This is a genomic window from Larkinella soli, assembly GCF_003703975.1.
Taxonomy (GTDB): Bacteria; Bacteroidota; Bacteroidia; order Cytophagales; family Spirosomataceae; genus Larkinella; species Larkinella soli.
In genome coordinates this window covers 33,019-59,790 of record NZ_QTJY01000022.1, presented here as the reverse complement: position 1 = coordinate 59,790, position 26,772 = coordinate 33,019, and the positions used below count along the sequence as shown (strand labels likewise).

At 59.3% G+C, this 26,772-nt stretch carries 18 protein-coding genes; 15 read left to right on the top strand and 3 right to left on the bottom strand.

Annotated elements, in window-relative coordinates; all coding sequences use genetic code 11:
- Nucleotides 1-24: 24 nt before the first annotated feature.
- Both DX909_RS26520 and DX909_RS26515 read left to right on the top strand, forming a co-directional pair.
- A complete protein-coding gene (locus DX909_RS26520) occupies nucleotides 25-2,565 on the top strand; it encodes a TonB-dependent receptor plug domain-containing protein (RefSeq protein ID WP_229311206.1) in 2,541 nt (846 codons plus the stop codon).
- A 475-nt stretch (nucleotides 2,566-3,040) separates the two neighbouring features.
- Nucleotides 3,041-4,996, top strand: coding sequence for a hypothetical protein (locus DX909_RS26515; RefSeq protein WP_128548275.1), 1,956 nt, complete (start codon nucleotides 3,041-3,043; stop codon nucleotides 4,994-4,996).
- A gap of 13 nt (nucleotides 4,997-5,009) precedes the next feature.
- On the opposite strand, the gene DX909_RS26510 is transcribed toward DX909_RS26515, so the two are convergent.
- The gene (locus DX909_RS26510; RefSeq protein ID WP_128548274.1) at nucleotides 5,010-6,518 is read right to left on the bottom strand and encodes a M28 family peptidase; all 1,509 of its coding nucleotides are present in this window, start codon (nucleotides 6,516-6,518) and stop codon (nucleotides 5,010-5,012) included.
- A 567-nt stretch (nucleotides 6,519-7,085) separates the two neighbouring features.
- Here DX909_RS26510 and DX909_RS26505 point away from each other — a divergent pair.
- The 10 genes from DX909_RS26505 (at nucleotide 7,086) to DX909_RS26460 (ending at nucleotide 20,097) form a co-directional block, all read left to right on the top strand.
- Nucleotides 7,086-7,511 carry a response regulator gene (locus DX909_RS26505; protein WP_128548273.1) on the top strand — a complete coding sequence of 142 codons (426 nt, stop codon included), beginning with the start codon at nucleotides 7,086-7,088 and terminating at the stop codon, nucleotides 7,509-7,511.
- A 155-nt stretch (nucleotides 7,512-7,666) separates the two neighbouring features.
- Nucleotides 7,667-8,104 carry a response regulator gene (locus tag DX909_RS26500; protein WP_128548272.1) on the top strand — a complete coding sequence of 146 codons (438 nt, stop codon included), beginning with the start codon at nucleotides 7,667-7,669 and terminating at the stop codon, nucleotides 8,102-8,104.
- Nucleotides 8,105-8,191: 87 nt separating this feature from the next.
- A complete protein-coding gene (locus DX909_RS26495) occupies nucleotides 8,192-10,156 on the top strand; it encodes a tetratricopeptide repeat-containing sensor histidine kinase (RefSeq protein ID WP_128548271.1) in 1,965 nt (654 codons plus the stop codon).
- Nucleotides 10,157-10,204: 48 nt separating this feature from the next.
- Nucleotides 10,205-10,840, top strand: a complete 636-nt coding sequence (locus tag DX909_RS26490) for a response regulator transcription factor (protein WP_128548270.1) — start codon at nucleotides 10,205-10,207, stop codon at nucleotides 10,838-10,840.
- Between the two features lie 94 nt (nucleotides 10,841-10,934).
- Entirely contained in the window at nucleotides 10,935-11,369 is a 435-nt protein-coding gene (locus DX909_RS26485) for a hypothetical protein (protein ID WP_128548269.1), read from the top strand.
- Between the two features lie 21 nt (nucleotides 11,370-11,390).
- Entirely contained in the window at nucleotides 11,391-11,990 is a 600-nt protein-coding gene (locus DX909_RS26480; protein ID WP_128548268.1) for a hypothetical protein, read from the top strand.
- 84 nt (nucleotides 11,991-12,074) lie between these two features.
- On the top strand, nucleotides 12,075-13,307 hold the full coding sequence (locus tag DX909_RS26475; RefSeq protein WP_128548267.1) for a PQQ-dependent sugar dehydrogenase: 1,233 nt from the start codon (nucleotides 12,075-12,077) through the stop codon (nucleotides 13,305-13,307).
- Nucleotides 13,308-13,443: 136 nt separating this feature from the next.
- Entirely contained in the window at nucleotides 13,444-14,247 is an 804-nt protein-coding gene (locus DX909_RS26470) for an NIPSNAP family protein (protein ID WP_128548266.1), read from the top strand.
- A 420-nt stretch (nucleotides 14,248-14,667) separates the two neighbouring features.
- On the top strand, nucleotides 14,668-17,316 hold the full coding sequence (locus tag DX909_RS26465; RefSeq protein WP_128548265.1) for an ABC transporter permease: 2,649 nt from the start codon (nucleotides 14,668-14,670) through the stop codon (nucleotides 17,314-17,316).
- A gap of 378 nt (nucleotides 17,317-17,694) precedes the next feature.
- Nucleotides 17,695-20,097, top strand: a complete 2,403-nt coding sequence (locus DX909_RS26460; RefSeq protein ID WP_310589886.1) for an ABC transporter permease — start codon at nucleotides 17,695-17,697, stop codon at nucleotides 20,095-20,097.
- A 49-nt stretch (nucleotides 20,098-20,146) separates the two neighbouring features.
- Here the strand turns inward: DX909_RS26460 and DX909_RS26455 are convergent, their stop codons facing one another.
- On the bottom strand, nucleotides 20,147-20,971 hold the full coding sequence (locus tag DX909_RS26455; protein WP_128548263.1) for an SGNH/GDSL hydrolase family protein: 825 nt from the start codon (nucleotides 20,969-20,971) through the stop codon (nucleotides 20,147-20,149).
- Between the two features lie 121 nt (nucleotides 20,972-21,092).
- Nucleotides 21,093-21,956, bottom strand: a complete 864-nt coding sequence (locus DX909_RS26450) for an alpha/beta fold hydrolase (protein ID WP_128548262.1) — start codon at nucleotides 21,954-21,956, stop codon at nucleotides 21,093-21,095.
- A gap of 693 nt (nucleotides 21,957-22,649) precedes the next feature.
- Here DX909_RS26450 and DX909_RS26445 point away from each other — a divergent pair.
- The 3 genes from DX909_RS26445 to DX909_RS26435 all read left to right on the top strand — a co-directional run bounded on the left by DX909_RS26445 (nucleotide 22,650) and on the right by DX909_RS26435 (nucleotide 26,772).
- Nucleotides 22,650-24,404, top strand: a complete 1,755-nt coding sequence (locus DX909_RS26445) for a DUF4091 domain-containing protein (protein ID WP_128548261.1) — start codon at nucleotides 22,650-22,652, stop codon at nucleotides 24,402-24,404.
- Between the two features lie 67 nt (nucleotides 24,405-24,471).
- Nucleotides 24,472-25,737, top strand: coding sequence for an Nramp family divalent metal transporter (locus tag DX909_RS26440; protein WP_128548260.1), 1,266 nt, complete (start codon nucleotides 24,472-24,474; stop codon nucleotides 25,735-25,737).
- Nucleotides 25,738-25,755: 18 nt separating this feature from the next.
- Nucleotides 25,756-26,772: an NAD-dependent epimerase/dehydratase family protein gene (locus tag DX909_RS26435; RefSeq protein ID WP_128548259.1), complete on the top strand. Its 1,017-nt coding sequence runs from the start codon at nucleotides 25,756-25,758 to the stop codon at nucleotides 26,770-26,772.

Sequence of the window (26,772 nt, the reverse complement as noted above, 5' to 3'; positions counted from 1 at the left end):
TATATTTGATCGGAAATAACGCCTATGCCGCTCCCTTTACTGATGCTCATGCTGGCCGGCCCGCCGGCCCTGTCCGACAGTGTGGTTTCCCCGCAGGATTCGCTGCGCCGGATTCAACTCGGCGAGGTCGTCGTTTCCGCTTCCCGGATTCCCGAAACCATCCTGAAATCGCCGGTCGCCATCGAGCGGCTCGACGCCCGGCAGATCCGGCAGTCGGCCCAGCCTTCCTGGTTCGACGCCATCGAAAATCTGAGGGGCGTGCAGCTGCTGACGTCCAGCCTGGGCTTCAAGGTCTACAACACCCGCGGCTTTGCCAACCCGACCAACGTCCGGTTCGTTCAGATGGTCGACGGCCGGGACAATCAGGCTCCGCACATCGGCTCACCCGTCGCCGGGGCGCTGGCTCCTTCCGACCTGGACATCAGCAGGGTGGAGGTGCTGCCGGGGGCGGCCTCGGCGCTCTACGGAATGAATGCGCTCAACGGTCTGGTCAATCTGATCACCAAAAATCCGTTCGATTCGCCCGGGCTGAGCGTCAGCCAGAAAACCGGGGTCAATCACGTGGGCGAAGCCGGAACCGGGGCCCGACTGTTTAGTGAGACCAGTCTTCGGTATGCCTTGGCGCCGGGTTCCCGTCTGGCTTTTAAAATCAATCTGGTTTACCAGACCGGTTACGACTGGCTGGCCCGCAGTACCGCCGACCTGAATCCCGGCGCCAACGCTTCCCTGGGGCTTTTCGGGGGGGATAACCCCGGCCGCGACCGGGTGAACGCCTATGGTGACGAGTCGGCCAACCGCCGGACGCTGACGCTGGGCGGCAAACGGTATGTGGTGGCCCGGACCGGGTATCTGGAGGAGGAAACGACGGATTACCGGCTGAGAAACCTCCGGGGCGATCTGGCCCTGCATTACCGCATCGTGCCGGGGCTGGAGCTGGCCTATACCTACCAGGGCGCCACCATCGACAATGTCTACCAGCGTACGAACCGCTTCCGGCTGGAGAACTACCGGCTCGATCAGCACGCCCTGACGCTCCTGTCTCCCTCCGTACAGTTCCGGGCCTACCATACCCGCGAAAATACCGGACGCTCCTACAACATCCGCTCCATGGCCGAGAACATCGACCGGGGCTTCAAACCGGACGACCAGTGGTTTGCCGATTTCAGCCGTCAGTTCAATGCCGCCACCGCTGCGGGCCAGTCCGTCCCGGCTGCCCTCCAACTGGCCCGGGCCGGGGCCGATCAGGGCCGCCTGCAACCCCATTCGGCGGCCTTCGAACAGGAGGTGGAAACGCTGCGGCAGATCAACAACTGGGACCGGGGGGCAGCTTTGCAGGTACGAACCTGGATGGCCCACCTGGACGGTCAGGTCGAGCCGACGCGGGTCCTCTGGAAGTCCTTCGCCGACCGCACGGGGCTTCAGTTGCTGGCCGGATTCGATTTCCGGCAGTACGTCGTGTATCCCGACTGCAATTATTTCATCAATCCGGAGTCGCCGGGAAAAAATCTGGTTTACCGGAAGGGCGGGGGTTTCGTTCAGGCAGCGCGGTCGTTCTTCGGCGAGCGGCTGCGGCTGACGGGCTCCCTGCGGGTGGACGGGAACTCTTATTTCAACGCCCGGACGAACGGCCGGCTCTCGGCGGTATTTTCGCCTTCCGAAACCCATTCGGTGCGGGTGTCGTATCAGAACGGCTACCGGTTTCCGTCGTTGTTCGAAGCCTTTTCCAACGTGAATTCGGGCGGGGTGAAGCGGGTGGGCGGGCTGCCGCTGATGGCCCGGGGCATCTTCGAACGCTCATATTTCCGTACCTCCATCGACGCTTTTCAGGCGGCCATCAACTCCGACGTCAATACCGGCCGGCTGACCACCGCCCAGGCTATCGAAAAGAACCGGGGGCTGCTGAAACCGAACACCTACACCTACCTCAAGCCGGAGCGGGTCAACAGCGCGGAAATCGGCTACAAGGGCTACTGGCTGAAGAATAAGCTGTTTGTCGACGCCGACGCCTATTACAACGTCTACCGAAACTTCATGGCCCAGGTGGAGGCCAACATCCCGAACGGCCCGGATCCCGATTCGGTAGCCTACTACCTCGCCGACCGGACACGCCAAAGCCGGTATCGGCTCTGGACCAACTCTCGAACCACGGTTTTCAACTACGGGGCGGGTCTCGGCCTGCGGTATTCCTTCCGGGGCAGCTGGATGGTTTCCGGAAACGCGACCCTGGCCCGTCTGAGCCGCAAGGAGAGTGGCGACGGGCTGGAAGAAGCCTTCAACACCCCCCGATGGATCACGAATCTGAGTTTCGGCAACAGCAACTTATGGCGGGGGCTGGGGGTTTCGGTGGCCTATAAACACCAGAGCGCTTTTCTGTGGCAGTCGTCCCTGGCGACCGGTCGGGTGCCGGCCGTCCATACGGTAGACGCCCAGGCCGGCTATCGGCTCCGCAGCCTACGGCTCGACCTGAAGCTGGGAGCCACCAACCTCCTGAACCGCCCGTATGTCACCTTTGTGGCAGGCCCGTCGGTCGGTGGTTTTTATTACCTGACGTTTATTCGGCAGTGATTGCCTCTCCCCGGAAAAGAAATTACCCCTGAATTAAATTCTGTCCCAAACAGGATAACTTTTGTCTCAAAGACGATAGCCGGAATGTGATCCGAAGCCTAAATTGCAGTTCCTGTTTTATGAAAATATTTTTGAGGAAACCGAGATCAGATTGAAACTATACGTTTTAAATATTTAGAAAAAATCAGTTGTTATAAATACGTTAATTCAGAGAATTATTACATAACAATCTACCGTCCCCGATTTTTTATTTTCCACGCGCTTTGGTTTATAGTTCGGCAATCCGGCAGAGTCGGGGATTCCGATTCTGGGGTTGCCCCGTTGATGAGTTAGTGAAGGAATCAGCAGGCCCAGATTTTTAACAAGCACCTTTCATGCTCTTTACCTTTCCCTTTCGGCTCGGTCGGAAGCGGTGGGCAGGGTATGTCTTTTAACCAAAAGGAATCGGAATTTTCACCTCATTTCCTGTTAAAAAATGGTATCGGTTGATCATTATCCACACCCGGTCCGGAACACCTCCGGAAGGCTGCTTCAGACCAGGATCGAACATCCCGCCATAAAATTAAGCTTCATCGCCTTTATTATGGTGATCAGCTTTCCCTATCTGGACTTTGCCCATATCCCGACGGCCGGCCTCGACAATTCCTGGCGGATGGCGCTGGAGCTGATTCACCGGAAAGCCGTGGTCTGGGGCCAGGATGTCATTTTCACCTACGGCCCACTGGGGCGATGGCTCCAGCGGTACATCATCACCACTTCCCCGCTCGAACTGCTCCTGGTCGATTCGTTCTTTGCCCTCAATCTGGCCGTTTTACTGTATAGCCTCCTGCCGAAGCCGCTCAGAGTCTGGCACTTGCCTGTCTACTTTTCAATCTGGGCCGTCGTGAACGGCATGATGGGCGAGTGGGTGCATTTTGTCTGGTTTTTCTACGTCATCTACGGCGGCATCCGGTTTTTTTATCAGCCCGCCACCCCGGCGCCGTTCCTGTATTATTTGTTGGTCCTGAGTGTGGTCAACCTCTTTATGAAGGTGAATTACGGCCTGATCGGCGTGGTCTTCATGCTTTCCGTATTGACCTATCTTCGGCTGACCCGGCAGATGAGCCTCGGGCGGTATGCCCTGAATCTATCCGTTTTTATCGCCCTGCTGCTGACGGGCGCCTATCTTCTCCGGACCGACCTGATCCGGTATGTGGTTTCCAGCTTTTATATCATCGACGGTTATAACGAATCCCAGGCTATTTATCCGCTCCATAAACTCCGGCTCGTCCTGCTTTCCTATGGCACTTTTCTGTTGCAGATTCTGGCGGTTATCTGGTATGTGTTCCGGGTTTTATCTTCAGGAAGCCGACCGAAGCGAAGGCACCTGGATACCCTGTTTACGGTAGGATGGGTTGTGTTCATTTCGTTCATTCTCCTGAAGTACGCCTTCACCCGGGCCGACGACGGCCATGTCACCTCTTTCGTAAAGCATTCCAGCATTCTTTTTCTGGCGGTAATTGCTTGTGTTAAAGTGGCCTGGATACGGAATCACTACTTTTTATTACTGCTTTTTAATGGCTGGTGTTATATCAGTTATTATGCGCCGGTTTACGGAAAAATACCGTCCAATTTCGGGAGTTTATTCGTGCAGCGGCTGAACATCATGTCGGTTTATTTCCGGCGGGCAAGCTCGGAAATCTACCCGGTGCCTCAGCCTACCCTGCCTGAATCCATCCGCCGGAAAATCGGCAGGCAGTCCGCCGACGTCGTTCCGAACGATATTTCCGAAATCTATTTCAACGGGCTGAATTATAATCCCCGCCCGACGCTTCAGTCCTATCAGTCCTACAATGCCTACCTGGATCGGCGGAACCAGCAAAAATACCTTTCCGCTTCGGCGCCGGACTGGGTGATCTACCGGTACGAGGGAATCGACGGCAAATACCCGCTGGCCGACGAAACCCAGACCCTGCTGGCCCTGCTGCAGCGGTATGAGGTAGACGACCGCAGCCCGCGTGCGCTGTTCCTCCGAAAGAAGGACCGGGTACGGCCGCTGGAACTTGTCCGCAGCCGAACCGTGCCGGTCCGGCTGGGTGAAACGCTGGTCCTTCCGAAAGCCGACTCGCTGCTGCACGTGGCCTACGTCCGATCCGACTATTCGCCGTACGGCCAACTGCTGAATGTTCTGTTCCAGCCCCCGCAGCTCTTCATGACCCTCCAGGCCGAAAACCATACCGCCGTCCGGTACCGGGCGATTCCATCCCTGCTCGCCAAGGGAATGCTGATCAATGCCCGGGTGGACGATCTGTCCGATGCCCGGCAACTGCTCACCACCGGACGGGTGAAAAATAAGGCGCTGACCGGCATCACCTTTGAGGAAAGGGTTCGCGGCCGGACGGGTTTCCGCCCCGTCCTGAAGGTGACGGTCGAATCCTATCGGCTGAAATAACCGCAGAGGCCCGTCAGCGTTCCAGCTGGAAGTTCCGATCCACGGCAGGCCGTTTCGGGCGGTTGGCGATGTCCCAGCCGGTGAGGTACATCCAGCGGGTGATGTTCGTCACTTTGGCCGTATCGATGCGGTCCGGTTCGTCTTTCGGCGTGTGGTAATCGGCATGGAGCAGGGAGGTGAAGGCAATCGCCGGAATCCCCGCCCGGGCGTAGGGCAGGTGGTCGCTGCGGAAATACCAGCCTTCAGGGTGGTCCGGCCGGTCCCAGAGCGTATCCAGTCTGAACCCCGTACTGCGGTTGGCCTTCAGGGCGGCATCGACCAGTTCGGCGGAGTTGCGGTGGGGCGGCTGCTGGCCCAGAATACAGGCGCTGTCGGCGGCATTGCGCCCCAGCATCTCGGCGTTCAGAACCGCCACGATCGACTCCTTCGGCACGGTGGGCGTGGCCACATAATACCGGGAGCCGAGCAGGCCGCGCTCCTCGGCGCCGTGGAAAATGAAGAGTGCCGACCGCCGGCCCGGCTTTTTCACGAAGGCGCGCGCAAGGGCCAGCGTGGCGACGCACCCGCTGGCGTTGTCGTCGGCCCCGTTCCAGATCGAGTCACCGGCTACGGCCCGGCGAACGCCGTCGTGATCCTGATGGGTGCTGAACAGCACGTGTTCCTGCCGGAGAGCCGGGTCGGTGCCCGGCACTTTGGCGACGATGTTCACCGACGGGTAGTTGAAGCTCTCCACGTTGACCACATTGGTAAACTGCTGACCGGGCTGTCTGACCCAGGACAGGGCCGAAGCGGGCAGCCAGACGGTCGGGGCCTGGGAGAAAATTCGGGTGTTGGGGCCGCCCGGCAGGTCATACCGACCCCTTTCGAGGCCGGTGGTCCAGCGTTCGAAATAATACTGGGCCGGTTCGTCCGACACCCAGACCACCGCCAGCGCCCCGGCCTTCACCAGCTCGGCAGCCCGGCGCTGCATCGTGCCGAACAGGAAACGCCGGTAACTCATGTCGGCCGGCGCGGTTCCCGAAAATTCGAGCGCCACCGCCCTGCCCTTCAGGTCTACCCCGGCCATCTCCTGGGGCGTTCCCTTACCGACGAACACCAGGGGCGCATTGACCGACGCAATGGCCGGTGCCAGCAGAAAGGCGTCCTGCCCGTGCGTCAGCCGATGGTCCCCGATGCTCAGCCGGCTGGTTTCGGTGATGCGGGTGCGCTGAATATGAAAGAACTGGAAAAACGTGCCGTCGTCGCCCGCCGGTTGCAGGCCAATGGCCCGCAGTTGTTCGGCAATCCAGGCCGACGCCTTCAGCTCATCGAGCGTTCCGGCTTCCCGGCCCCGGAAGTGGTCGCCGGCCAGCGCAAAAAGGTCCCGTTTGATGTCCTGTTCCGAAATGGCCGACAGGGCGTTGGCGGGCGGACCGTCCGGTTTGCGCGGCTGTGCCCGCAGCGAGCTGCCGATCAGGAAAATACTGACGATTACCAGCGGCCAGACGCCGGTCCGGCCGCTTTGATTCCGACGAAAATTCATGGGGTATGTCCAGACGGTTGATGAACCGCAAAACTAACGGACCGGCCGGGAAGATTGCTACGGCCGCCGGCAAATTACCGGCCGGTCTCCCGGTTCAGTTCGATCCGGAATTCTGCGTCGCATCGGCCGTTTCAGTATGCTTCCAGCCGGTCAGGGCGCAGAGCAGGCCCTGCCGACCAACTGGGAGGATACAGGTTTCATGAAGGGATGATTTGTTGTTCAGGGCTCAAAATTGAAAATAAAGCGGTTTCAGGCACCCGCGAGACCGGGCCGAACGATGAAGATGGCCCATGAATGTCAAAACGGGAGCTGACATGATGCCGGAACGGCCACCTTCTCCTTTCCCGTGGATTAAAAGTGAGTTAATTCGTTCGGGCATTTTAATTCCGGGACTGGCGGTCCTTACCGGTTTCCCGCTTGAAAATGAAGGGAAGCGGCAGGGGAGGGGACCGGCTCCGGCTGGAAATTAAGGGGAAAAATTAAAACTTTTTAATATGAAAATAGATCATACCGGTTTGCCGGATTGAGCAGTTATCTTTAAGTAGAAACCACAGCAGCGATACTGATATGGACACCTTAAAGAGAATCTATCTGGCCGAGGACGATGGCGACGACGCCGGTTTTTTTACCCTCGCCTTTAAAATGTGCTTTCCGGGTTGTGAGATACGGGTGTTTGAAAACGGGGGTGACCTGCTGAAGGAAATCCGTTCAGGCGAAGTGCTCCCCACGTTTATTTTTCTGGACGTCAATATGCCGATAAAGAACGGAATCGATACCCTGTCCGAACTGAAGGAAACCCGCCGGCTCGCCACCGTGCCGACCTTCCTGATTTCCGGGACGGAGGATGAGAAAACCATCAATACAGCGTATAAACTGGGAGCCAGCTCCTACTTCGTGAAGCCCGAAACGTTTGCGGGTCTGGTCAGTTTCGCCGAGAGTTTCAAGGCGTACTGGAACCTGTCGGTCCCCCCTCCGAAACGCCCGGAGGAATGATCGTTTACCAGCAACCGGATCCCATAAATGCCAGCCCTTTTTTCAGGCCGGCATTTGTATTCCATATGAATGAAGCCTGTTTTTTATCCCGAATTAATCCATTTATTTTTGTAGACTTGCACCCCGTATTAAGTAAGTCCGCCTAACTTGATTTTGTGAATCCTGTACAAATTTACCTGGCCGAGGACGATGAGGATGATGCACTGTTGTTCCGGATGACCTTAAAACAGTTTTACCCCGAAGGCCAGGTACTGGTGTTCGATGATGGAGAGGCTTTACTGCTGGCACTGGAGTCGGCGGCCGTCCCGCCCACCTTTATTTTTCTGGACATCAACATGCCCCGTCTGAACGGTCTGGAAACGCTGGAGATTCTTCGGGCCAACCCCCGGACCGCAGCCATACCGACTTTCGTTTTTTCTTCTTCCAACTACGACGCGGACATTCAGCGGGCCTACGAACTGGGGGCCACCAGCTATTTCGTCAAACCGCACAAGATTTCCAGGATGGTGCAGATGTTCGAACAATTCAGCATATACTGGAACCAGTTCGTGACGCATCCCGGCCACCCCCTGACCCAATCGAATGAAGAGTAAGGGGGCCTGATTCCCTGCCGGTGAGGTGCCGGGTAGTGCAATTTTGCCGGTTTGGCCGTATGTTCGTCCAAACTACGCTGAACCGGTATGTTCCGTCGTGTCTTTTCCCTATTCCGTCTTTTTGCCCTGCTGGGTCCGGTACTGACGGTGATCGGCCCGGCGCGGGCCGAATCCCGTCCGTCGCCCCGTGATACGAGCTTCGTCATGGAACTGCTGCGGAAGGGTGAGGCCGTAGAAACCCGGCAGGTGAGCACCGCCCTCGATTATTACCGCCGGGCCTACGAACGCTCGAAACAGACCGGCTTCACCAAAGGCTACTTTGAAAGCATCCGGCTGATGGTGTATCAGCTCAACAACATGGGCCGCCACACGGAAGCCGGAAAGATCGCCCGGGAAGCCCTGACGCTGGCCCGACAGGATACCTCGAAACGCCACCTGGGTCTGAGTTACTTCGCCCTTGCCAACACCGCCCTGTATTCCGGACGGCTGGTCGAAGCCGTGCCGTATTACCAGCAGGCCGCCCACTTCATGCGGCTGAGCGGAAAACTGAAAAACGTCGCCGTCATCAACCAGAACCTGGGGTACATCTACGAACAGCAGGAAATGTATGAACAGGCCGTGGCGCATTACCGCAAAGCCCTCGCCTTCGACCTGACCGACCCGAACGACCGGCGGTCCGTCGCCATCGACTACTTCAGCATCGCCAACGTCCTCAGCAAGCAGGACCGGTCCCGCGAGTCGCAGCAATACTATCTGAAGGCCAAACAGTGGATCGACCCGCAGAACGACCTGGATTTTGCCGTCAACCTCTACAACAACATAGCCTACCAGTACAGCGAGGAAGCCCGCTACGACTCGGCGCTGTACTACCAGCGGGAAGCCCTCCGCATCAGCCGCCGGCTCGAAAACCCGCGTCATGAACTCCACCTGCTGATGGCGATGGCCCAGACCCATAACCGCATGAAGGAGTTCGGCCGGGCACGGTCTCTGCTCGACCAGTCCTACGCCATTGCCCGCAAAAACAATGTCGGCCGGGCTGAACTGCGCAACATTTACCGGGAATACGCCCTGGCCACGGAGGGCCTGCGCGACTACCGGGCCACCGCGGGCTGGCTCGACAAATACATCGCCGTCGACGACTCGATCAACAATCAGGAAACCAAGGAACTGCTGGAAGGCTACCGGGTCCGGCTGAAGCAGGCCGAGGCCCGCCAGAATCTGGCCGAAAAGCAGCGGCAGATCGCCCGGCTGGAAACCGAACGCAACCGGCAGCGGCAGTGGCTCTGGCTGGCCGGCATCCTGACGGCGGCCGTTGCCGGTATGGCGGCATTCGGCTATCTCTATTACCGGCAGCGGCAGCGGGCGGCCGGCCAGGCCCTGCTGGCGGCCGAGCGTGAACGCGAACTGGCCGTGGTGCAGTCCGAGCTTCAGGGCCAGCAGAAGGAGCGGCTCCGGATCTCCAAGGAAATGCATGACGACCTGGGGGCCTCGCTGACCGCCATCGGGCTTCTGAGCGAGGTGGTCAAATCCCGGATGGGACCGGCCATCACCCCTGAAATCGAAAAAATCTCTTCCATTTCGTCGGACATGGTAACGACGATGAACGAGATCATCTGGTCGCTCAACACCGGAAACGACAGCCTCAACGGCCTGATCGCCTACACCCGCGCCTACGCCAGCGACTTCATGGAAGATGCGGGCCTGCGTCTGCGGACGGAGGTGGAAGAGTCTGCGCAGGAGGTCTGGATGCGGGGCGTCGACCGGCGGAACGTGTTCCTGACCGTCAAGGAAGCGCTCAACAACGTGGTCAAGCACGCCCGGGCCACCGAGGTGCGGCTGGTCATGAAGCCGGAATCCGACCGGCTCCGGATCGAGGTGTGCGACAACGGACAGGGTTTTGCGTCCGGCGGGAAGCCCGGCCAGCGGAACGGCCTCGGCAATATGCGAAACCGGATGGCGGAGTCGGGCGGGAGCTGTGAAATCATCCCTTCGGAAGCCGGCACCTGCGTCAAAATTCTGTATCCGTTCGCCGTGGCCGTTACCGGAAAATAATGCAAATGGAGTATGGCGTTCCTGCCGAAATAAACGCAATATTGCCGGATGAAATCGCCCATTACCGTCGCCATTGTGGAAGACAAGGAGCCGATCCGTCAGTCGCTGGCGATCCTGATCGACGGCGCCGACGGCTTTTCGTGCCGGTCCGCCTTCGAAACGGCCGAGGAGGCTCTGGAAGCCCTGCCTTTCGAGGGCGTCGATGTCGTCCTGATGGACATCGACCTGCCCGGCATGAGCGGCATCGAATGCGTTCGGCTGCTTAAATCCCGCTGCCCCAACACCCAGTTCATGATGTGCACCATGTACGACGAGGACGAAGCCGTTTTCGAATCGCTCAAGGCGGGGGCCAATGCCTACATTCTCAAGAGAAGCCCGCCCCACAAGCTCCTCGAAGCCATTACGGAACTCCACGAGGGCGGCTCGCCCATGAGCAGCAGCATCGCCCGCAAGATCGCCAGTTCGTTTCACGATACGCCTTCGACCCGGGATGAACTGCATACTCTGACGCCCCGCGAGCGCGAAATCCTGGACCGGCTGGCTAAAGGCCACAGCCACCGGGAGGTGGCTGAAGCTCTGTTCGTCAGTCCCACCACGGTGCGGAAACACATCTTCAATATTTACGAAAAATTGCAGGTCCACACCCGCGTGGAGGCCGTGAACAAGTACCTCGGAAGGCGGTAAAAATCATGCATTTGGCGTATTGTGCCGCCCCGGCCGGGCCGGTAGTTTTGTCCCGGTGACCAACCCCGGTCACCCGCAAAACATCTCCGACGCCATGAAAAAGCTCCTTCTGATCCTGCTGATTTCGACCTCCTTTTCCGCCTGTAAAAAAGACGCCGACGCCGTGGCGCCCAAAGGCCCCGCCGGCGAGGTAGCCGGTTCTTACGAACTTACTTCATTCCGGTACCAGACGAAAGACGATGAACTGGTCATCCCGACCCTGCCCGTAGTTCAGCAGGGCCGCACGACCTACTCCGGGGTGGTGGAACTGACCGAAACCGACGACCCGAATCAGGTGAATATGGTATTGAGTCTGGATTTCGACGGCCAGGCCGAGTCGCTTGATTTCGAGGCCGTGGAGGTGAAGAAAAGCGGATCGCGGTATAACCTGTCGCTGGACGGCACCCAGATCGCGACCGTGAACGGCAATAAGCTGAGCTTCGACGTCAAGGCCACCGACGCCCGGCTCGCCTTTACGGCCACCCGCTGACCAACCGACCGCATCATCGTTATGAAAGCCATTCTGGTCGTATTGTTTCTGTCGGTATTGCCAATCGCTCCGTCGGCCGGGCAGCGTCCTGACCCGCTGATCTTCGCCGGCCTGCAGGCCGTCAAGGGCTCGGCGCGGTATTCCGCCATCGACTTTGGGGGTGGGATCCGGGGGCGATACCAGCATCCGGTTGCTGAAAAATGGGCGTTAACGGCCGGCCTCGGCCTCGACCTGCACCGGATCAACAGTTTCTTTCTGGTCCCGACCTCCTACCTGGGCTACGGGTACAATCCCATTTCCGGGTTCGGGTTCAATACGCTGTATTACAACTTCTACGGGTACGAATACCGGGTGACGGCCGTCAGCATCCCGATTCAGGTCGGGCCGCGCTGGTACGTCAGCGAGCGGGTGCATGCCGACCTGATGGCCGGGGTGGACCTGGCCGTGAACCGTCATGCCGTCTCCGCCCCGCATATCGAACCCGGAGCCGGTTATCTGCTGCCGCTGAAGGTGGGCGGTTTTCTGGACCTCACCGCCGGTTATTTCACCACTTTCGCCCGGGGCCGGGGCGCGTTCACGGTGGGGGTCGCCTACGGTTTCCGCCGGAACCGGGCGCGATAAACCCGGCTTTTCCGGTCGAATTGTCGCAGATTTTCCAGTACTTTGTCGTTACCAATGCAGTGCTTATTTATCCTTCTACCTGGTATGACTAAAGAACTTTTGATTCTTGTGTCAGGCACCATGATCAGCCTGACCTCCTGCGGCAAAACATTCAACGACAACACCGAAGTGACTTCCGCCGACAGTACGGGGGCGCCGGTCGAGACGAAGGCGGCCAATTCCGCCTATAAACCGGCTTTTTCCGGTCAGACCCGCGTCCGGAGTGTGAAATCCTCCACGCCCTACGAAGGCAAGGTGCTGACCTCCGACCTGAACAGCCCCTGGGGCATCACCACCCTGCCCGACGGCCGCTTCCTGATTACCCAGAAGGAAGGCACCCTGAAGATCGTGTCGGCGGACGGCAAGGTCAGCGGTAACATCACGGGCCTTCCGACCGTCAATGCCAACGGGCAGGGCGGTCTGCTCGGCGTCCGGGTCGACCCGGCGTTTGCCCAGAACCGGATGGTATACTGGGTATTCTCCGAGCCGCTGGCCGAAGGCAACCTGACGGCAGTGGCGAAGGGGAAGCTTTCGGCCGACGAAAAGAAGATCGAGGGAGCCACCGTCATCTACCGGGCCGCCCCGGCCTATAAGGGAACGCTGCATTACGGCGGCCGTATCCTGTTCGACCGCAACAACAACCTGATCATCAGCACCGGCGAGCGCTCCGATCTGGTAACCCGCCCGAAAGCCCAGGACCTCAATGCCGCCCTCGGGAAGGTGGTCCGGATCACGACCGACGGCAAACCCGTGGCCGGCAATCCGTTTGAAGGTAAATCCGGCGCCCGGCCGGAGCTGTATTCCTACGGCCACCGGAACGTGCAGGGGCTGGCGATCCACCCGGTTACCGGCGACCTCTGGGAAAACGAATTCGGACCGCGTGGTGGCGACGAACTGAACCGCATCGAAGCCGGGAAGAACTACGGCTGGCCGACCATCACCTACGGGATCGAATATGCCGGCCCGAAAGTCGGGGAGGGCATTCAGCAGAAGGAGGGCTTTGAGCAGCCGGTATATTACTGGGATCCCTCCATTTCGCCGAGCGGCATGACGTTTTATACCGGTAATCAGATTCCGGAATGGAAAAACAACCTGTTCGTCGGCGCCCTGAGCGGGATGCACGTGATCCGGCTGGTGATCGAGAACAACCGGGTCGTGGGCGAAGAGCGGCTGCTGGCCGGTGAGAACCAGCGTTTCCGCGACATCACCCAGGGGACGGACGGCGCCCTGTATGCCGTGACCGACCAGGGCCGCCTGTACCGGATCGGAAAGAAGTAATCGCGGAGTATTACCACCCCCCGGCGCTCCGGCCGGGGGGTGGTTTCTCCGGGCCGGAGAATGAATTTTCAGCCCGGCACTTTGACGGCTTTCGGAAAGCGCGTTCCTTTGTCGCCAAACGCCCAGAGCCATTGATATGAAAAGACGTACGTTTGTGAAGGCTTCCCTGCTGACCGGCACGGGAGCGGGTTTGATCCAGCCGCTGCAATCGCCTTCCGCCCCCTCCTCAACTCAACCGAATGCCGATACCGATTATTACGAATTACGGGTGTATACCCTGAAGAACGGCCGCCAGCGCAAAGTCGTCGAGAACTACTGGCAGCAGGCCGCCATCCCGGCCCTGAACCGCCTGGGCAGCCGGAACATCGGCGTGTTTTCCGACTATCTTCCCGAAGGATTTACCAAGCTGGTGGTGCTGATTCCCTTTCCGTCGCTCGAAAGTTATTTCGCGTCGGCCGACCAGCTCGCCAAAGATTCGGCCTACCAGCAGGCGGCTTCGGAATACCTGAATGCGGAGGCCGCCACCCCGGCCTACGAACGCATCGAAAGCTCCCTGCTGAAGGCGTTTTCCGGCATGCCCAAACTGGAAGCCCCTGAGAAAAAGCCCCGTATCTTCGAGTTACGCCGGTATGAGAGCCCGAGCGAGGCCGCCGGCAAGAAGAAGATCGAGATGTTCAACGAAGCCGGGGAGATCGCCATCTTCAAACGGGTCGGGCTGACGCCGGTATTTTTCGGGGAAACCCTGATCGGCCCCCTGCGCCCGAACCTGACCTATATGCTGACCTTCGACAACATGGAAGAACACGACCAGAACTGGAAGGCTTTCGGCAGTGACCCCGAGTGGAAGAAGGTCAGCGCCCGGCCCGAATATGCCAACGATCGCATTCTTTCCAATATTCATCGCACGTTCCTGGTTCCGGCCGCCTTCTCGCAGATCTGACCGGGCCGCGTTCCCTGCCGTTTACCGCCCGGGTTTCCCGAATGCCGGATGTTGTTTGGGAAGCTCCGGCGGTTAATCGGCCCAACTTCCTCCGGAGCGTAGCCGAAGGCCCGTTCCCTTCCTGTCCACTACTGAACAGCCGCCTGTCCGTTTTTGGACAGCTTACCACCTGCCAATTTCAAAAAAAGCCCCATTTTCGCCGGCTTGCCTATGCTGACAAGTTTGGCCGGCTATTTGTACGACAAAGCCTATACTAATCAGGAGCCGGGTACCCGGCGCACCTGACTTTCGTCCGGATGTTCTGAATGTGGCTATGAAAGAAACGTTTTTAGACCAGATTGAAAAAGCCGCCCTGCCGACGGGGGCTGCCCCCCAGGCTTTCCGTCTGATTTCAACCCGGGTAAAACAGCGATGGGACGCATGAGCGATGAACGTCGTACAGACCCGCCGGATCGCCGAAGGTCGGCCCGGAAGCCGCCACGCTGGGCCGATCGGTTACTGAACCGCTTCAGTCCGCCCGGTCTGGAGGATGAACTACAGGGCGATCTGCTGGAAATGTACGCGTACTGGGTGAAGACCGTCGGAGTGCGGACCGCCCGCCGGCGGTATGCACTGGCCGTCCTGCGGTTGATACGCCCCTTTAGCCGACCCCGAACGAAACCCACTCATGACGATCCTCAACCCGTTTCTTTCCATATGGCTATGCTTCGCAACTACGTTAAGATCGCCTGGCGCAATCTGATCCGACAGAAAACCTACTCCATCATCAATATCACCGGTCTGGCGAGCGGCATGGCAGTGGCCCTGCTGATCGGTCTGTGGATCTGGGACGAGCTGTCCTTCAACGGCTTTCACCAGCATTCCGGCCGCATTGCTCAGGTCATGGAAAACCAAACGCTGGAGCAGGGCGTCCAGACGTTTGCCGCCTTGCCGATGCCCGTGAGCCGGGAGCTGAGAACCCGGTATCCGGATGATTTCAAATCCGTCGCTGCCGCCGTCTGGACGGACCAGATCGTTGCTTTTCAGGATCGGAAATTTACCCGGTCGGGCGGCTTCGTGGAATCGGACTTCCCGGAAATGATGACGTTTGACATGATTCAGGGAAGCCGTCTGGGGTTAAAGGACCCTACTTCCGTCCTGATTTCCGAAACGACCGCAAAGGCACTCTTCGGCACGGGCGATCCTCTGCATAAAGCCCTTAAAATCGGGAATCGCTACCTGGTGCAGGTAGCGGGCGTTTACAGGGATTTGCCCCACAATTCGACCTTTAAAAACGCGGCCTTCCTGGCGCCGATCGGGCTGCTTTTCGAGGCCGGTCAGGGCCTGGATGACTGGCGCAGCAGTTCCTTTGAAATTTATACGCTGCTCAGCCCGCGCAGCCAGGCCGCCGACGTTTCCCGCAAAATCAGGAACGTTCTCCATCAGCATATTCAGGACAAGACCCGGTCGTCGCTTTTTCTGTACCCAATGCCGGAATGGCATCTGTACAACGAGTTTAAGAATGGGACCAATTCCGGGGGCCGCATCCAGTTTGTCTGGCTTTTCGGGATGATCGGCGCGTTTGTCTTGTTGCTGGCCTGCATCAATTTCATGAACCTGAGCACGGCCCGCTCCGAAAAGCGGGCAAAGGAAGTGGGGATTCGCAAGGCATTGGGTTCGGTCCGGAGCCAGCTCGCCGGCCAGTTCCTGAGCGAATCCTTCCTGGTCGTGACGGCCGCTTTCGGTTTTTGTACAGGGCTGGTCTGGCTGATGCTGCCCTTGTTCAATGAAATCGCCGACAAACGGCTGGTCATGCCGTGGTCGAATCCCGTGTTCTGGCTCCTCTGCCTCGGTTTTATGGCCGTTACCGGCTTCGTGGCCGGTAGTTACCCGGCCTTCTATCTTTCCTCATTCCAGGCCATCCGGGTATTGAAAGGAACATTCAGGTCGGGTCGTCTGGCCACCGTGCCCCGCAAGGTTCTGGTGGTGGTCCAGTTCAGTGTATCGGTTACCCTCATTATCGGAACGATCGTCGTGTTCCGCCAGATTCAGTTTGCCCGTAACCGCCCGGTGGGCTACAGCCGGGACGGGCTGATCAACATCACGATGAATACCCCCGAAATTCAGGGCCGCTACGAGGAACTCCGCCAGGAACTACTGGCCAGCGGAGTCGTCGCGGATATGGCTGAATCCTCCAGCCCGATCACCAGCATCTGGTCATCGGCCAATAATCTGGAGTGGCGGGGGAAAGACCCCAACCGGCCGGCCTCGTTCGGAACCATCTCCGTTACCCCGGATTTTGGCAAGGTGGTTGGCTGGAAAATAAAGGAAGGCCGTGACTTTTCAAGGCAGTATGCCGGTGACTCGCTGGCGTTTCTGCTGAATGAAGCCGCCGTAAAGCTGACGGGTCTGAAAAAGCCGGTTGGTGAAACGATCCGGTGGCATGATAAGAGCTGGAAACTGATCGGGGTCGTGAAGGATATGGTGATGAGATCACCGTTTGAGCCGGTAGTACCGACCGTATTCATGATAAACACGAAGGAACGCGGTCTGAACGTCATTCATATCAGGCTCCATCCCAAAGCAGGCGTCCACACCGCCCTCAGGAGCCTGGAAGCTATTTTTAAAAAACGCAATCCGGCCTCGCCGTTTGAATATACGTTTGCGGATCAGGAATACGCCCTCAAGTTTGCGGCAGAAGAACGGATCGGCACCCTCGCTTCGGGGTTTGCGATGCTGGCTATTTTCATCAGCTGCTTAGGGCTTTTTGGGCTGTCGTCGTTCGTGGCCGAGCAGCGCACCAGAGAGATCGGCATTCGCAAGGTCTTCGGCGCGTCGGTTCTGAACGTATGGCGGCTGTTATCGAAAGACTTCGTGGTGCTGGTGCTGATCGCTTTTTTCCTTGCCGTCCCGATTGCCTATTATTTTCTCGGCAACTGGCTCCGGCAGTATGAATACCGCACCGATCTATCGTGGTGGGTGTTTGCCGTAACCGGGGTCGGTGCGCTGCTTCTTACGTTGCTGACCGTCAGCATTCAGGCCGTCCGGGCCGCCCTCATCAACCCGGTGAATAGCCTGCGGTCGGAGTAAAAACCATCCCTTTGGGGTATTTATCGGATTTGGAGATACCCATTGGCGCTCATTTCCCTGTCCAATCGTGGACAGGGACTTGTCCGCTTCTGGACAGTGTATCCCGGAAGATGATGGGTCAGGGCCCCTGAAAGACCGTTTTTGCCGCTGGCACCAGATTTGATTCATTCGTTTCAGCCAACGAACAACCCCGGCCTTGCTCTCCGCAGCATCGGGCGGAAGGTATGCCCCATCAGACCGCGTCGCGCCGGGCGGATCGACGGGGCCGGTGCCTTCAGGGTCATCGGAAGCGAAACGGTACGAAGTCCAGCATTTGACAACCTTTTTGTAAACCGGATCATGATCGGAAGTTACATCAAAACTTCGAGACGCAACTTAATGCGCAACAAGCTGTTCTCCTTCATCAATATCGTCGGCCTGGCCATCAGTATGTCCGTCGGGTTACTTCTGATCGCGTTCGTCCTCGACCTGCGTTCGTACGACCGGTTTCATAAGGATGGGGAGAGAATTTATCGCATTACCAGCGTCGTGACTGCCGAAGGCGAGCAAGGCGGGTCGCGATCCGGGGGCAAGTATGCCACCACCTCCATCAAGGCCGGAAAGCTGATCCGGGAGAAAGTACCGGGCATCGAAGAAGTGGCCATTCTGCGCAACGATTTTTCGCAGGACGCCAAGGTGGGCGACCAGGTTCTGCCCATCAGGGGCTTCTGGGCGGACCCGTCGCTATTCCGGATCTTTACGTTTCCCTTGCTGGAGGGTAATCCCGAAACGGCCCTGAAAGAACCTTATTCGGTCGTTCTGACGGAGACGGCCGCGAAAAAGCTGTTCGGCGGCCGGTCGGCGCTGGGGAAGGCCATCCATTTCAATTCACTTCCCTACCAGGTGACCGGTGTCATGAAGGACGTTCCCTTCTTTTCGCACCTCAGTTTCGAAGCGCTGGTATCGCTGTCGACGGCCGGTCAGCTCCACCGAAACGACGGCAGCTTTGAGAAATGGACAAACATGTCGTCGAACTTCGTGTACGTCCGGCTGCCGGAAAATGCCGATCGGGCCTCCATTCAGTCGCAGCTCGACGCCATCGCGAAGCAGGAAAATCTCGCCGGCGAACCCACCAGGATCCGGCTCGAACTCCTTCCTTTATACGAGATCGTCGTCGGGGAGAGTCTGCGGGCCTCCGAGGGGGGGCCTGGCTCCATCGGCCCTCACATGCCCCCGGTGGTGCTTTGGATCCTCGGCGGGCTTGCCCTCATCGTGATCCTGTCGGCGTGTTTCAACTATACCAACCTGTCGATTGCGCGGGCCATGCGCCGTTTCAAGGAAGTGGGTCTTCGCAAAGCGATCGGCGCCGGTAAGGGCCAGATCCGGCAGCAGTTTCTGGCGGAGGCCATCATGATCTCCCTGGCGGCCCTGCTTCTGTCCTACTTCCTGTTTCTCGGATTGCGGCCGCTGCTGATCAGCCTGGCTCCGGAGATGCAGCGCACGGTGAAGCTCGAACTCACTCCGGCCATGGTCGCGGCCTTCATCCTCTTTTCGATCACCGTCGGGGTGATGGCCGGTTTCATGCCCGCCGTCTTCTTTTCGAAAGTCAGCGCGATCAATGCCCTCAAAAATGTGTCGACGGTGAAGGTATTTAAACACGTAACCCTCCGGCGCGCCCTGGTGGTGGTTCAGTATACGCTCACCCTGATCTTCATCACCACCACCGCCATCGGCTATGTGCAGTATAAGAACATCCTGGCTTTCGATCTGGGATTCAACACGGAAAACATCCTGAACATCGATATGCAGGGGAATAAACCCGATGTGCTACTCAAAAAACTGAGCGAAATGCCGGAAGTAAGCGCCCTGTCCCGGTCGCACATCATCACCAGCGTCGGCAACGCCTGGGGCGGTTTCATGAAATACCGGGACTCGCGGGATTCGGTGCTGGTCCTGACCAACCACGTCGACGAGAACTATCTGCCGTTACATGAATACAAGCTCATTGCCGGAGGAAATTTTAAGGCACGACCCACCACCGCCGACGCGGCCACGGAAGTGATCGTGAACCAGCAGGTCCTGAAACGGTTCAATATTGCGGGCAACGATCCCGAAAAAGCCATCGGGGAGGTGATCACCTTCAGCAGTTTCAACATCAGTCCGCGGAAGATGACCATTGTCGGCGTCATCAGGGATTTTCATTACGGCAAGGTCGACAACCTCATCGGGCCGGTAGCCTTCCTGTCCTGGACCCCGGAGAACAGGGCCACGATCAATGCCAAAATACGCAGTACCGATATGCCGGCGACCCTGGCCAGGATCGAGTCGGCATGGAAGGAAATCGATCGGGTTCATCCGTTCGAGGCTCAGTTCTACGACGAGGCCATCGAAGAGGCCTACAGCGAATTTTCGGCCATGATCAAGATCATCGGCTTCCTCTCTTTCCTCGCCATTTCCATCGCTTCGATGGGATTGTTCGGCATGGTGGCGTTCACTACCGAAACCAGGCTGAAGGAGATCAGCATCCGCAAAGTGATGGGCGCCGGACCGGGCAGCCTTGTCTTCTTACTGAGCCGCGGTTTTCTCGTTCAGTTGTCATTATCGGCCCTGATCGCTCTGCCCGTAACGTACCTTTTCTTCGAAAACGTAGTGCTTACCCACTTTCCGTATCACACCCCCGTGCAGGTTGCCGAGTTGTTCATCGGCCTGGGGGCGGTATTGCTGATCGCGTTCATCCTGATCGGATCGCAGACCGTGAAAGCGGCCCGGAGCAATCCGGCGAAGGTACTGAAGAGCGAATAAAGGCGGCTCCGGGCCAACCCGCCCGGGAAGTCGGTTAGGCTTCCGGACATCAATATTTCTTCATGATCCGGACCAGTCGGCGGCTGATGAGCTGGTAGCCGGCGTCGGAAGGATGCAGGCCGTCGTAGGTCTTGCCGACGGCTTCGATGGGGTAGGGGTATTCGTCGGTTTCGGGGTTGAAGGGTACGTCGATGAAGTCGGGGTAGGAATAATTCCGGTAGGCGCCTGTCTGCGGGTCCTTCAGCCGTTTGAACCGGACCAGCTCCCTCATACCCAGACCCTTCAGGTGATAGAGGTCCACCACCGGCAGGCGTTCCAGACGGCCGATGGAGTCCACGGCCTGGGCGAAGGCTTCCAGCGTCTGTCCGTTTTTAGGCTTATAGGAGCCGTAGGCGTTGTTTTTGAAGTTAAACAGGTAGACGAAATCGACCCGCTGCATGGGCGTGATCAGGATGATCCGGGCGTCGGGGTTCAGGCTCCGCAGCTTGTCGACGATGGTGCGGAAGGCTCCGTTGACCGTGCCGTTGCCGGTATTGTCCCGGTAATCCTTCAGCCGGCCCAGCGGCCGGCTGCCCCACCAGTCGTTCGTTCCCAGAAAAATGGAGTACACGTCCGCTTTGGTCAGATTCAGCTTGTCGATCTGCTCGGCGATCCGGATGGCCGTCCAGCCGTTATGCCCCTGATTGACGTAGTTGATGTGGGGCAGCTTCTCGATTACCCGGGTCATGTACCCCCTGGTCACCCGGTCGCCGGTTTCTTTCAGGTGCTCGTTCAGGTAGGTGATCGAATCGCCGATGGCGACCCAGTTCAGGTTCCGGCGGGTAGAGGCATTGAACAGAAAAACAAGGGCAATCAGGATCAGGCGTCGCTTCATCGGGGCGTTTCGGAACGGGCCGGCGTGGGAGCCGGGAGGGTTTCTTCCCGAAAAGGAAAAGACCCCGCCGGTTTTAATGCTTCGCGGCCCATAAACTTTCACCGGACGGCGGACCAGCCGCTCAGCGCATCCACCCGATCAGGAGGGAGTTGACCCGGTCGGCGGCTTCATGCTGAACCCAGTGGGTGGCCTCTTCCAGGAAAACCAGTTTTCCACCGTCGCAGAGATCGATGCTGGGCCGGGCCATCTCCGGAATGAGCGCCGAATCCCGGCGGCCCCAGATCAGCAGCAGCGGCACCCGGACCCGTGGGCTCCGGGGCCGGAACGGGTGTTTCCGTACGAAAGCCCGGTACCAGTGAATCATCGTCCGCAGGGCCGGGCTGCCGGTGGGGCCGGGCCGGCTCCAGGCACGCCGGTATTGGTTCAGATCGTCGTCCGAAAACGTGCCGGGGTTGCTGGTTCGGCGGAGCATCCGGGTGGCCGGCCACCAGTTGCCGCGCCGGAGGAGCCATTCGGGCAGGTTGGGCAGCTGGAAGAAAGCCGCATACCAGCTTCGGAGCATCTGGCGGGGTCTGGTCCGGAGCGTATGGGACAGCACCCTGAAATGGGGCATATTCAGAATGGCAACCCGGTGAAGCCGTTCGGGATGGTTCAGGGCCAGCCACCAGGCAACGCCCCCGCCCCAGTCGTGCCCGACGACACTCGCCTTCTGCACCCCGGCGGCATCCATCAGGCCCAGAATGTCGGCCCCCAGCCGGTCGAGCGTATAGGATTCAACGCCCGGCGGTTTGTCACTGAGGTTGTAGCCGCGCTGGTCGGGCGCCCAGACCCGAAATCCGGCCGCGGCCAGCGGTTCGATCTGGTGCCGCCAGCCATACCAGAACTCCGGAAAGCCGTGCAGCAGAATCACCAGGGGGCCGTCGGGCGGTCCGGCCTGCATGACATGCAGACGGAGGTGATTCGTTTGGATAAACGCAGACTGCATAAATCGAAAATTCTAAACTCACGGCGGCCGGTTTATCTTTAACCGGAAAGCGGCACCGGTAGTTATTCACGAATCAGGTCTTATTCATCTGCCCTGCCTCAGGAAAACGACGTTTTGCGGTGTGTTTCGCTGCGGGACGAGAAAGCGTTGGCTGCCCGTTTCAGTCATCATCACCGGCATCCGGGCCTTTACCTCTAAAAAGAGGTCGTTTGGGGAAGGGAAAAGGTGCTTTCCCGACCGGTTTGCCCTCCCGCTGACCACCCCCCTGCCGGAGCGCCGGTCCGACCCCTCCTTTGTAAAGAGGGGGTGGCTCCGCAGAGTTTGAATCGGGCAGAGCTCTCCCCCTCCTTAGCAAGGAGGGGGCCGGGGGGTGGTCTGGAGTCCCTCTTTCTTCAGGATGAACGCTTCCCCAAACTACCTCTTTAGGATCACCAAATCCCCCGAACGGGCCGAGGAAATTGGGCATGGCATAATCTGAAAACCCGGTCAGGATAAGGTCGTGGAGGAGCAGATTCATTTTTCGGAGCGCTTCGGCCGCCTGGACGACGGCTGCGTGTCGCCGGGAGAGAGGTAGTCAGCTGCCCCCATCGGGTACTTTCCCGACCGGGCGGTGTCTTTGGTTCAATTATTTTGGCCATATTGAAATTGAAAATGATCATTCGATTCCCAACCCGACCTTTAATCTTTTCTTCGATGAGGAAGTACTGGCTTGCCCTTACCCTTTGCCTGTCTGCCGCCGGGGCCTTTGCCCAGCCGGTGGACCTGACCCGGTATCAGGAACTGCCCGACCCGAAACCGGCTCCGGCGGCCGCCTGGGCATCGGTGAAACCGGGGCTGAACCTCAGTTTCGGCACCGCCGACGTCCGCTACGCGAAACACGCGGCCCCGGTTTCGGCCAGCCTAAGGAAAACCTGGACGACGAAAGCCTGGAAAGGGGAGAAGGTCCACACCCAGGCGGTGATCTGGAGTGCGTCGGCCCTGCCGCAAACCCGTCTGAGCTGGACCGACGCCAAAGACGCCAAAGGCAATTCGATTCCGGCCGGGAGCATCTCCGCCCGGTTTGTCCGGTATGTCATGACGGACGGCCTGCCGCCTACCGGCGGGGGCTGCGACCAGCGCCCCCCCGGCAAATACGACTCCTCGCTGGTGGCCGACCCCATCGATCTCACGAGCGTGCTGGACATTCCGCAACGTACCACCCAGCCGGTCTGGCTGAGCGTTTCGGTGCCTCCGGCCACGCCGGCCGGAACCTACACCGGGACGGTCTCCGTCGCCGGAACCTCGGGCCGGCCGGCGCAGCTGACCTACACCGTCGAGGTGCTGAACCGGACGCTGCCCGCGCCCAAAGACTGGAAGTTTCACCTGGACCTATGGCAGAACCCGTACTCGGTGGCCCGGGTGCATGGCGTGAAGGTATGGTCGCCGGAACACATGGAGCTGATGCGGCCTTATATGAAAATGCTGGCCGACGCCGGGCAGAAGTCGATTACCGCCACCATCATCAACGACCCCTGGCGGAGCCAGACCGAAGACGTGTACGGCTCGATGGTGCAGTGGACCCGAAAGAAGGACGGTACCTGGGCCTTCGACTACACGATTTTCGACCGCTGGGTGACCTACATGATGGACCTCGGCATCGACCGGTTCATCAACTGTTACAGCATGATTCCGTGGAATCTGAAGTTCAGTTACTACGACGAAGCCGCCCGGAAGGATACCTTCCTCATCGCCAAAACCGGCACGCCCGAATACGAGGCCCACTGGCGGCCCATGCTGACGGATTTTGCCCGGCACCTGAAGGAGAAAGGCTGGTTCGAAAAAACCACCATCGCCATGGACGAGCGGCCGATGGAAGCCATGCAGCAGGCTCTGTCGCTGATCAAAAGTGTGGACAAGGACTTCAAGCTGTCGCTGGCGGGGCTGTATCACCCTGAATTACAGAACGATCTGATCGATTATTGTGTCGCCACCAACCAGGAGGTCGATGCGCCCACGATGCAGCGCCGGCGGCAGGCCGGGTTCAATACTACCTACTACACCTGCTGCTCCGAACGCTATCCGAACACCTTCACCTTTTCGCCCCCGGCCGAAGCCGCCTGGATCAGCTGGTTTGCGGCCAACAAAGGCTACGACGGTTACCTGCGCTGGGCCTACAACTGCTGGGTGAAAGATCCCCTCCGCGATTCGCGCTTTCGGACCTGGCCGGCCGGGGACACCTACATCGTCTATCCGGGGCCGCGCACTTCCGTCCGGTTCGAGCGGCTCATCGAAGGCATTCAGGATTACGAAAAAATCCGAATCCTCCGGGATGAGTTCGGGAAGAAAGGCCAGGCCGACAAGGCCGCGCAGCTGGATAAAGCCCTGAATGCCTTTGAGGTGGAGAAGCTCTCCGGCACCCCGGCGGCCGCACAGCTGATGCCTGCCAAAGCCCTGCTGAACTCTCTGTGACGAACTGCCGAGCCCGGTTTCGTCCCCGGTCGGGACGATCCGGCAAGAAGTAAACACCGAATCCGTCATGCCTTCCAAAACTCCGCATTCCCCGGCTGAAACGCCCTCTCCGTCCGTCGCCCGGACGCCCGCCCGGTCCTTCCGGGGCTGGTGGTCTTCCTTAGGCCCCAGCCTGATCACGGCCGCCCTGGTGTTCGGGCCGAGCAAAATGACGATCACCTCCAAGATGGGGGCCGAATACGGCTATGCCCTGCTCTGGATCATCGTCATGGCCATCTTTTTCATGACCGTCTTTACGGCGATGGCCTCCCGCATCGGGCTGGCGACCCGGCAGTCCCTGCTGGCGACCATCCGGGAGAAGTGGGGCAACCCGGCAGCCGTAGCGGTGGGCGTGGGCGTCTTCCTGGTGGCGACCTCCTTTCAGGCGGGCAACTCCATCGGGGTAGGCATCTCCATCGCCGAGGCCACCCACACGCCGGTCAACGTCTGGATTGTGCTGTTTACGGCCCTCGGCATCGGGCTGCTGTTCTTCCGCACTTTCTACAGGGTACTGGAACAGCTGATGATCCTGCTGATCGGGGTAATGGTGGTGGCGTTCGTGGTGACGCTGGCGCTCTCCGGTCCCGATTATTCGGACGTGGTGACGGGTTTCGTCCCCTCGGTCCCGACGGGGTCGCTGGGGCTGGTGATCGCCTTTACGGCCTCCTGTTTTTCCATTGTGGGCGCTTTTTATCAGGCCTATCTGGTACAGGAGCGGGTGCGGGTCAACCCGAAGGTCCGCGAGCAGCGGGTGGATACCGTGACGGGCATGGCCCTGATGGGTTTCATGAGCGCCACGGTGCTGATCTGCGCGGCCGCCGTCCTGCATCCGAAGGGCCTGAAAGTCGCCAGCGCGTCGGACATGGGCCGGGCGCTGGAACCCATTTTCGGGTCGTATGCCTCCGGTCTGTTCCTGCTCGGCCTGTTCGGGGCCTCTTTCTCCTCACTGGTGGGCAATGCCTCCGTGGGCGGGACGCTCCTGGGCGAGGCCCTCGGCTACGGCAGCCAGTTAAGCTCGAAGGTCGTCAAACTGCTGATCGCCCTGGTGATGGTGGTCGGCGCGTCCATCGCCATCATCTTCGGCAAGCTGCCGCTGCAACTGATCATCTTTGCCCAGAGCGTCACGATTCTGGTCGTCCCGTTTATCGGCGTCGCCATGTACGCCATCGGCAACGACGCCCGGATCATGGGCCGGTATGTCAATTCGACGGCCGCCCGAATAGCGGCCGGGCTAGGGCTGCTGGTGATTTTCGGACTGGCGCTGAGTAATGTCAACCAATTGTTTTTCAAGTAGTTTGTTCTCGTTTTCTATATGAATGATTTACAGGCACTGGAACAGGAACTGACCCGACCCTCGGCCGCCCTGGTGTCCGATCTGTATGAACTCGACGGAGACATCCTCATTCTCGGCATCGGGGGCAAGATGGGGCCGAGTCTTGCCCGGCTGGCGCGGCAGGCCATCCGGCAGGCCGGGATGCAGAAACGCGTCATCGGCGTTTCCCGGTTTTCGGATAAAACGGTGCAGGGTGCACTTGAAGCCGACGGCATCGAAACCCTCTCCGCCGACCTGCTCGACGAGTCCGAACTGGCGGCCCTGCCCGAGGTGGCCAACGTGCTGTATCTGGCCGGGACCAAATTCGGTACCACCGGCAAGGAAGCCTTCACCTGGGCGATGAACGCCTACCTGCCCGGCCGGGTAGCCGAAAAATTCCGGAACTCGCGCATCGTGGCCTTCTCGACGGGCAACGTCTACCCGTTTACGCCGGTCACTTCCGGAGGAGCCACGGAAGCGACCCCGCCCGAACCCGTCGGGGAGTACGGCCAGTCGTGTCTGGGCCGGGAGCGGGTGTTTCAGTATTTCGCCGAAAAGAACAATACCCCGACCCTGATCTACCGCCTGAACTACGCCATCGACCTCCGCTACGGGGTGCTGCTGGAAGTCGCCAAATCGGTCCTGGCCGAAAAGCCGATCGACCTGACGATGGGCAACGCCAACGTCATCTGGCAGGGCGACGCCAACGAAATCGCCCTCCGCGCCCTCCGCCACTGCTCCGTTCCGGCCCGGGTGCTGAATGTCACCGGCCCGGAAACCGTCTCGATTCAGTGGCTGGCGCAGGAGTACGGGAAGATGCTGGGCAAAGAACCCCGGTTTACCGGTGAGGCCCAGACGACGGCGCTGCTGAGCAATGCCTCGGAAGCCTTCCGGCTGTTCGGGTATCCACGCGTAACGCTCCGCCAGATGATGGAAATGACCGTCGCCTGGCTTCAGGGTGGGGGCGGTCAACTCAACAAACCGACTCATTTTCAGGTACGCAACGGTAAATTCTGA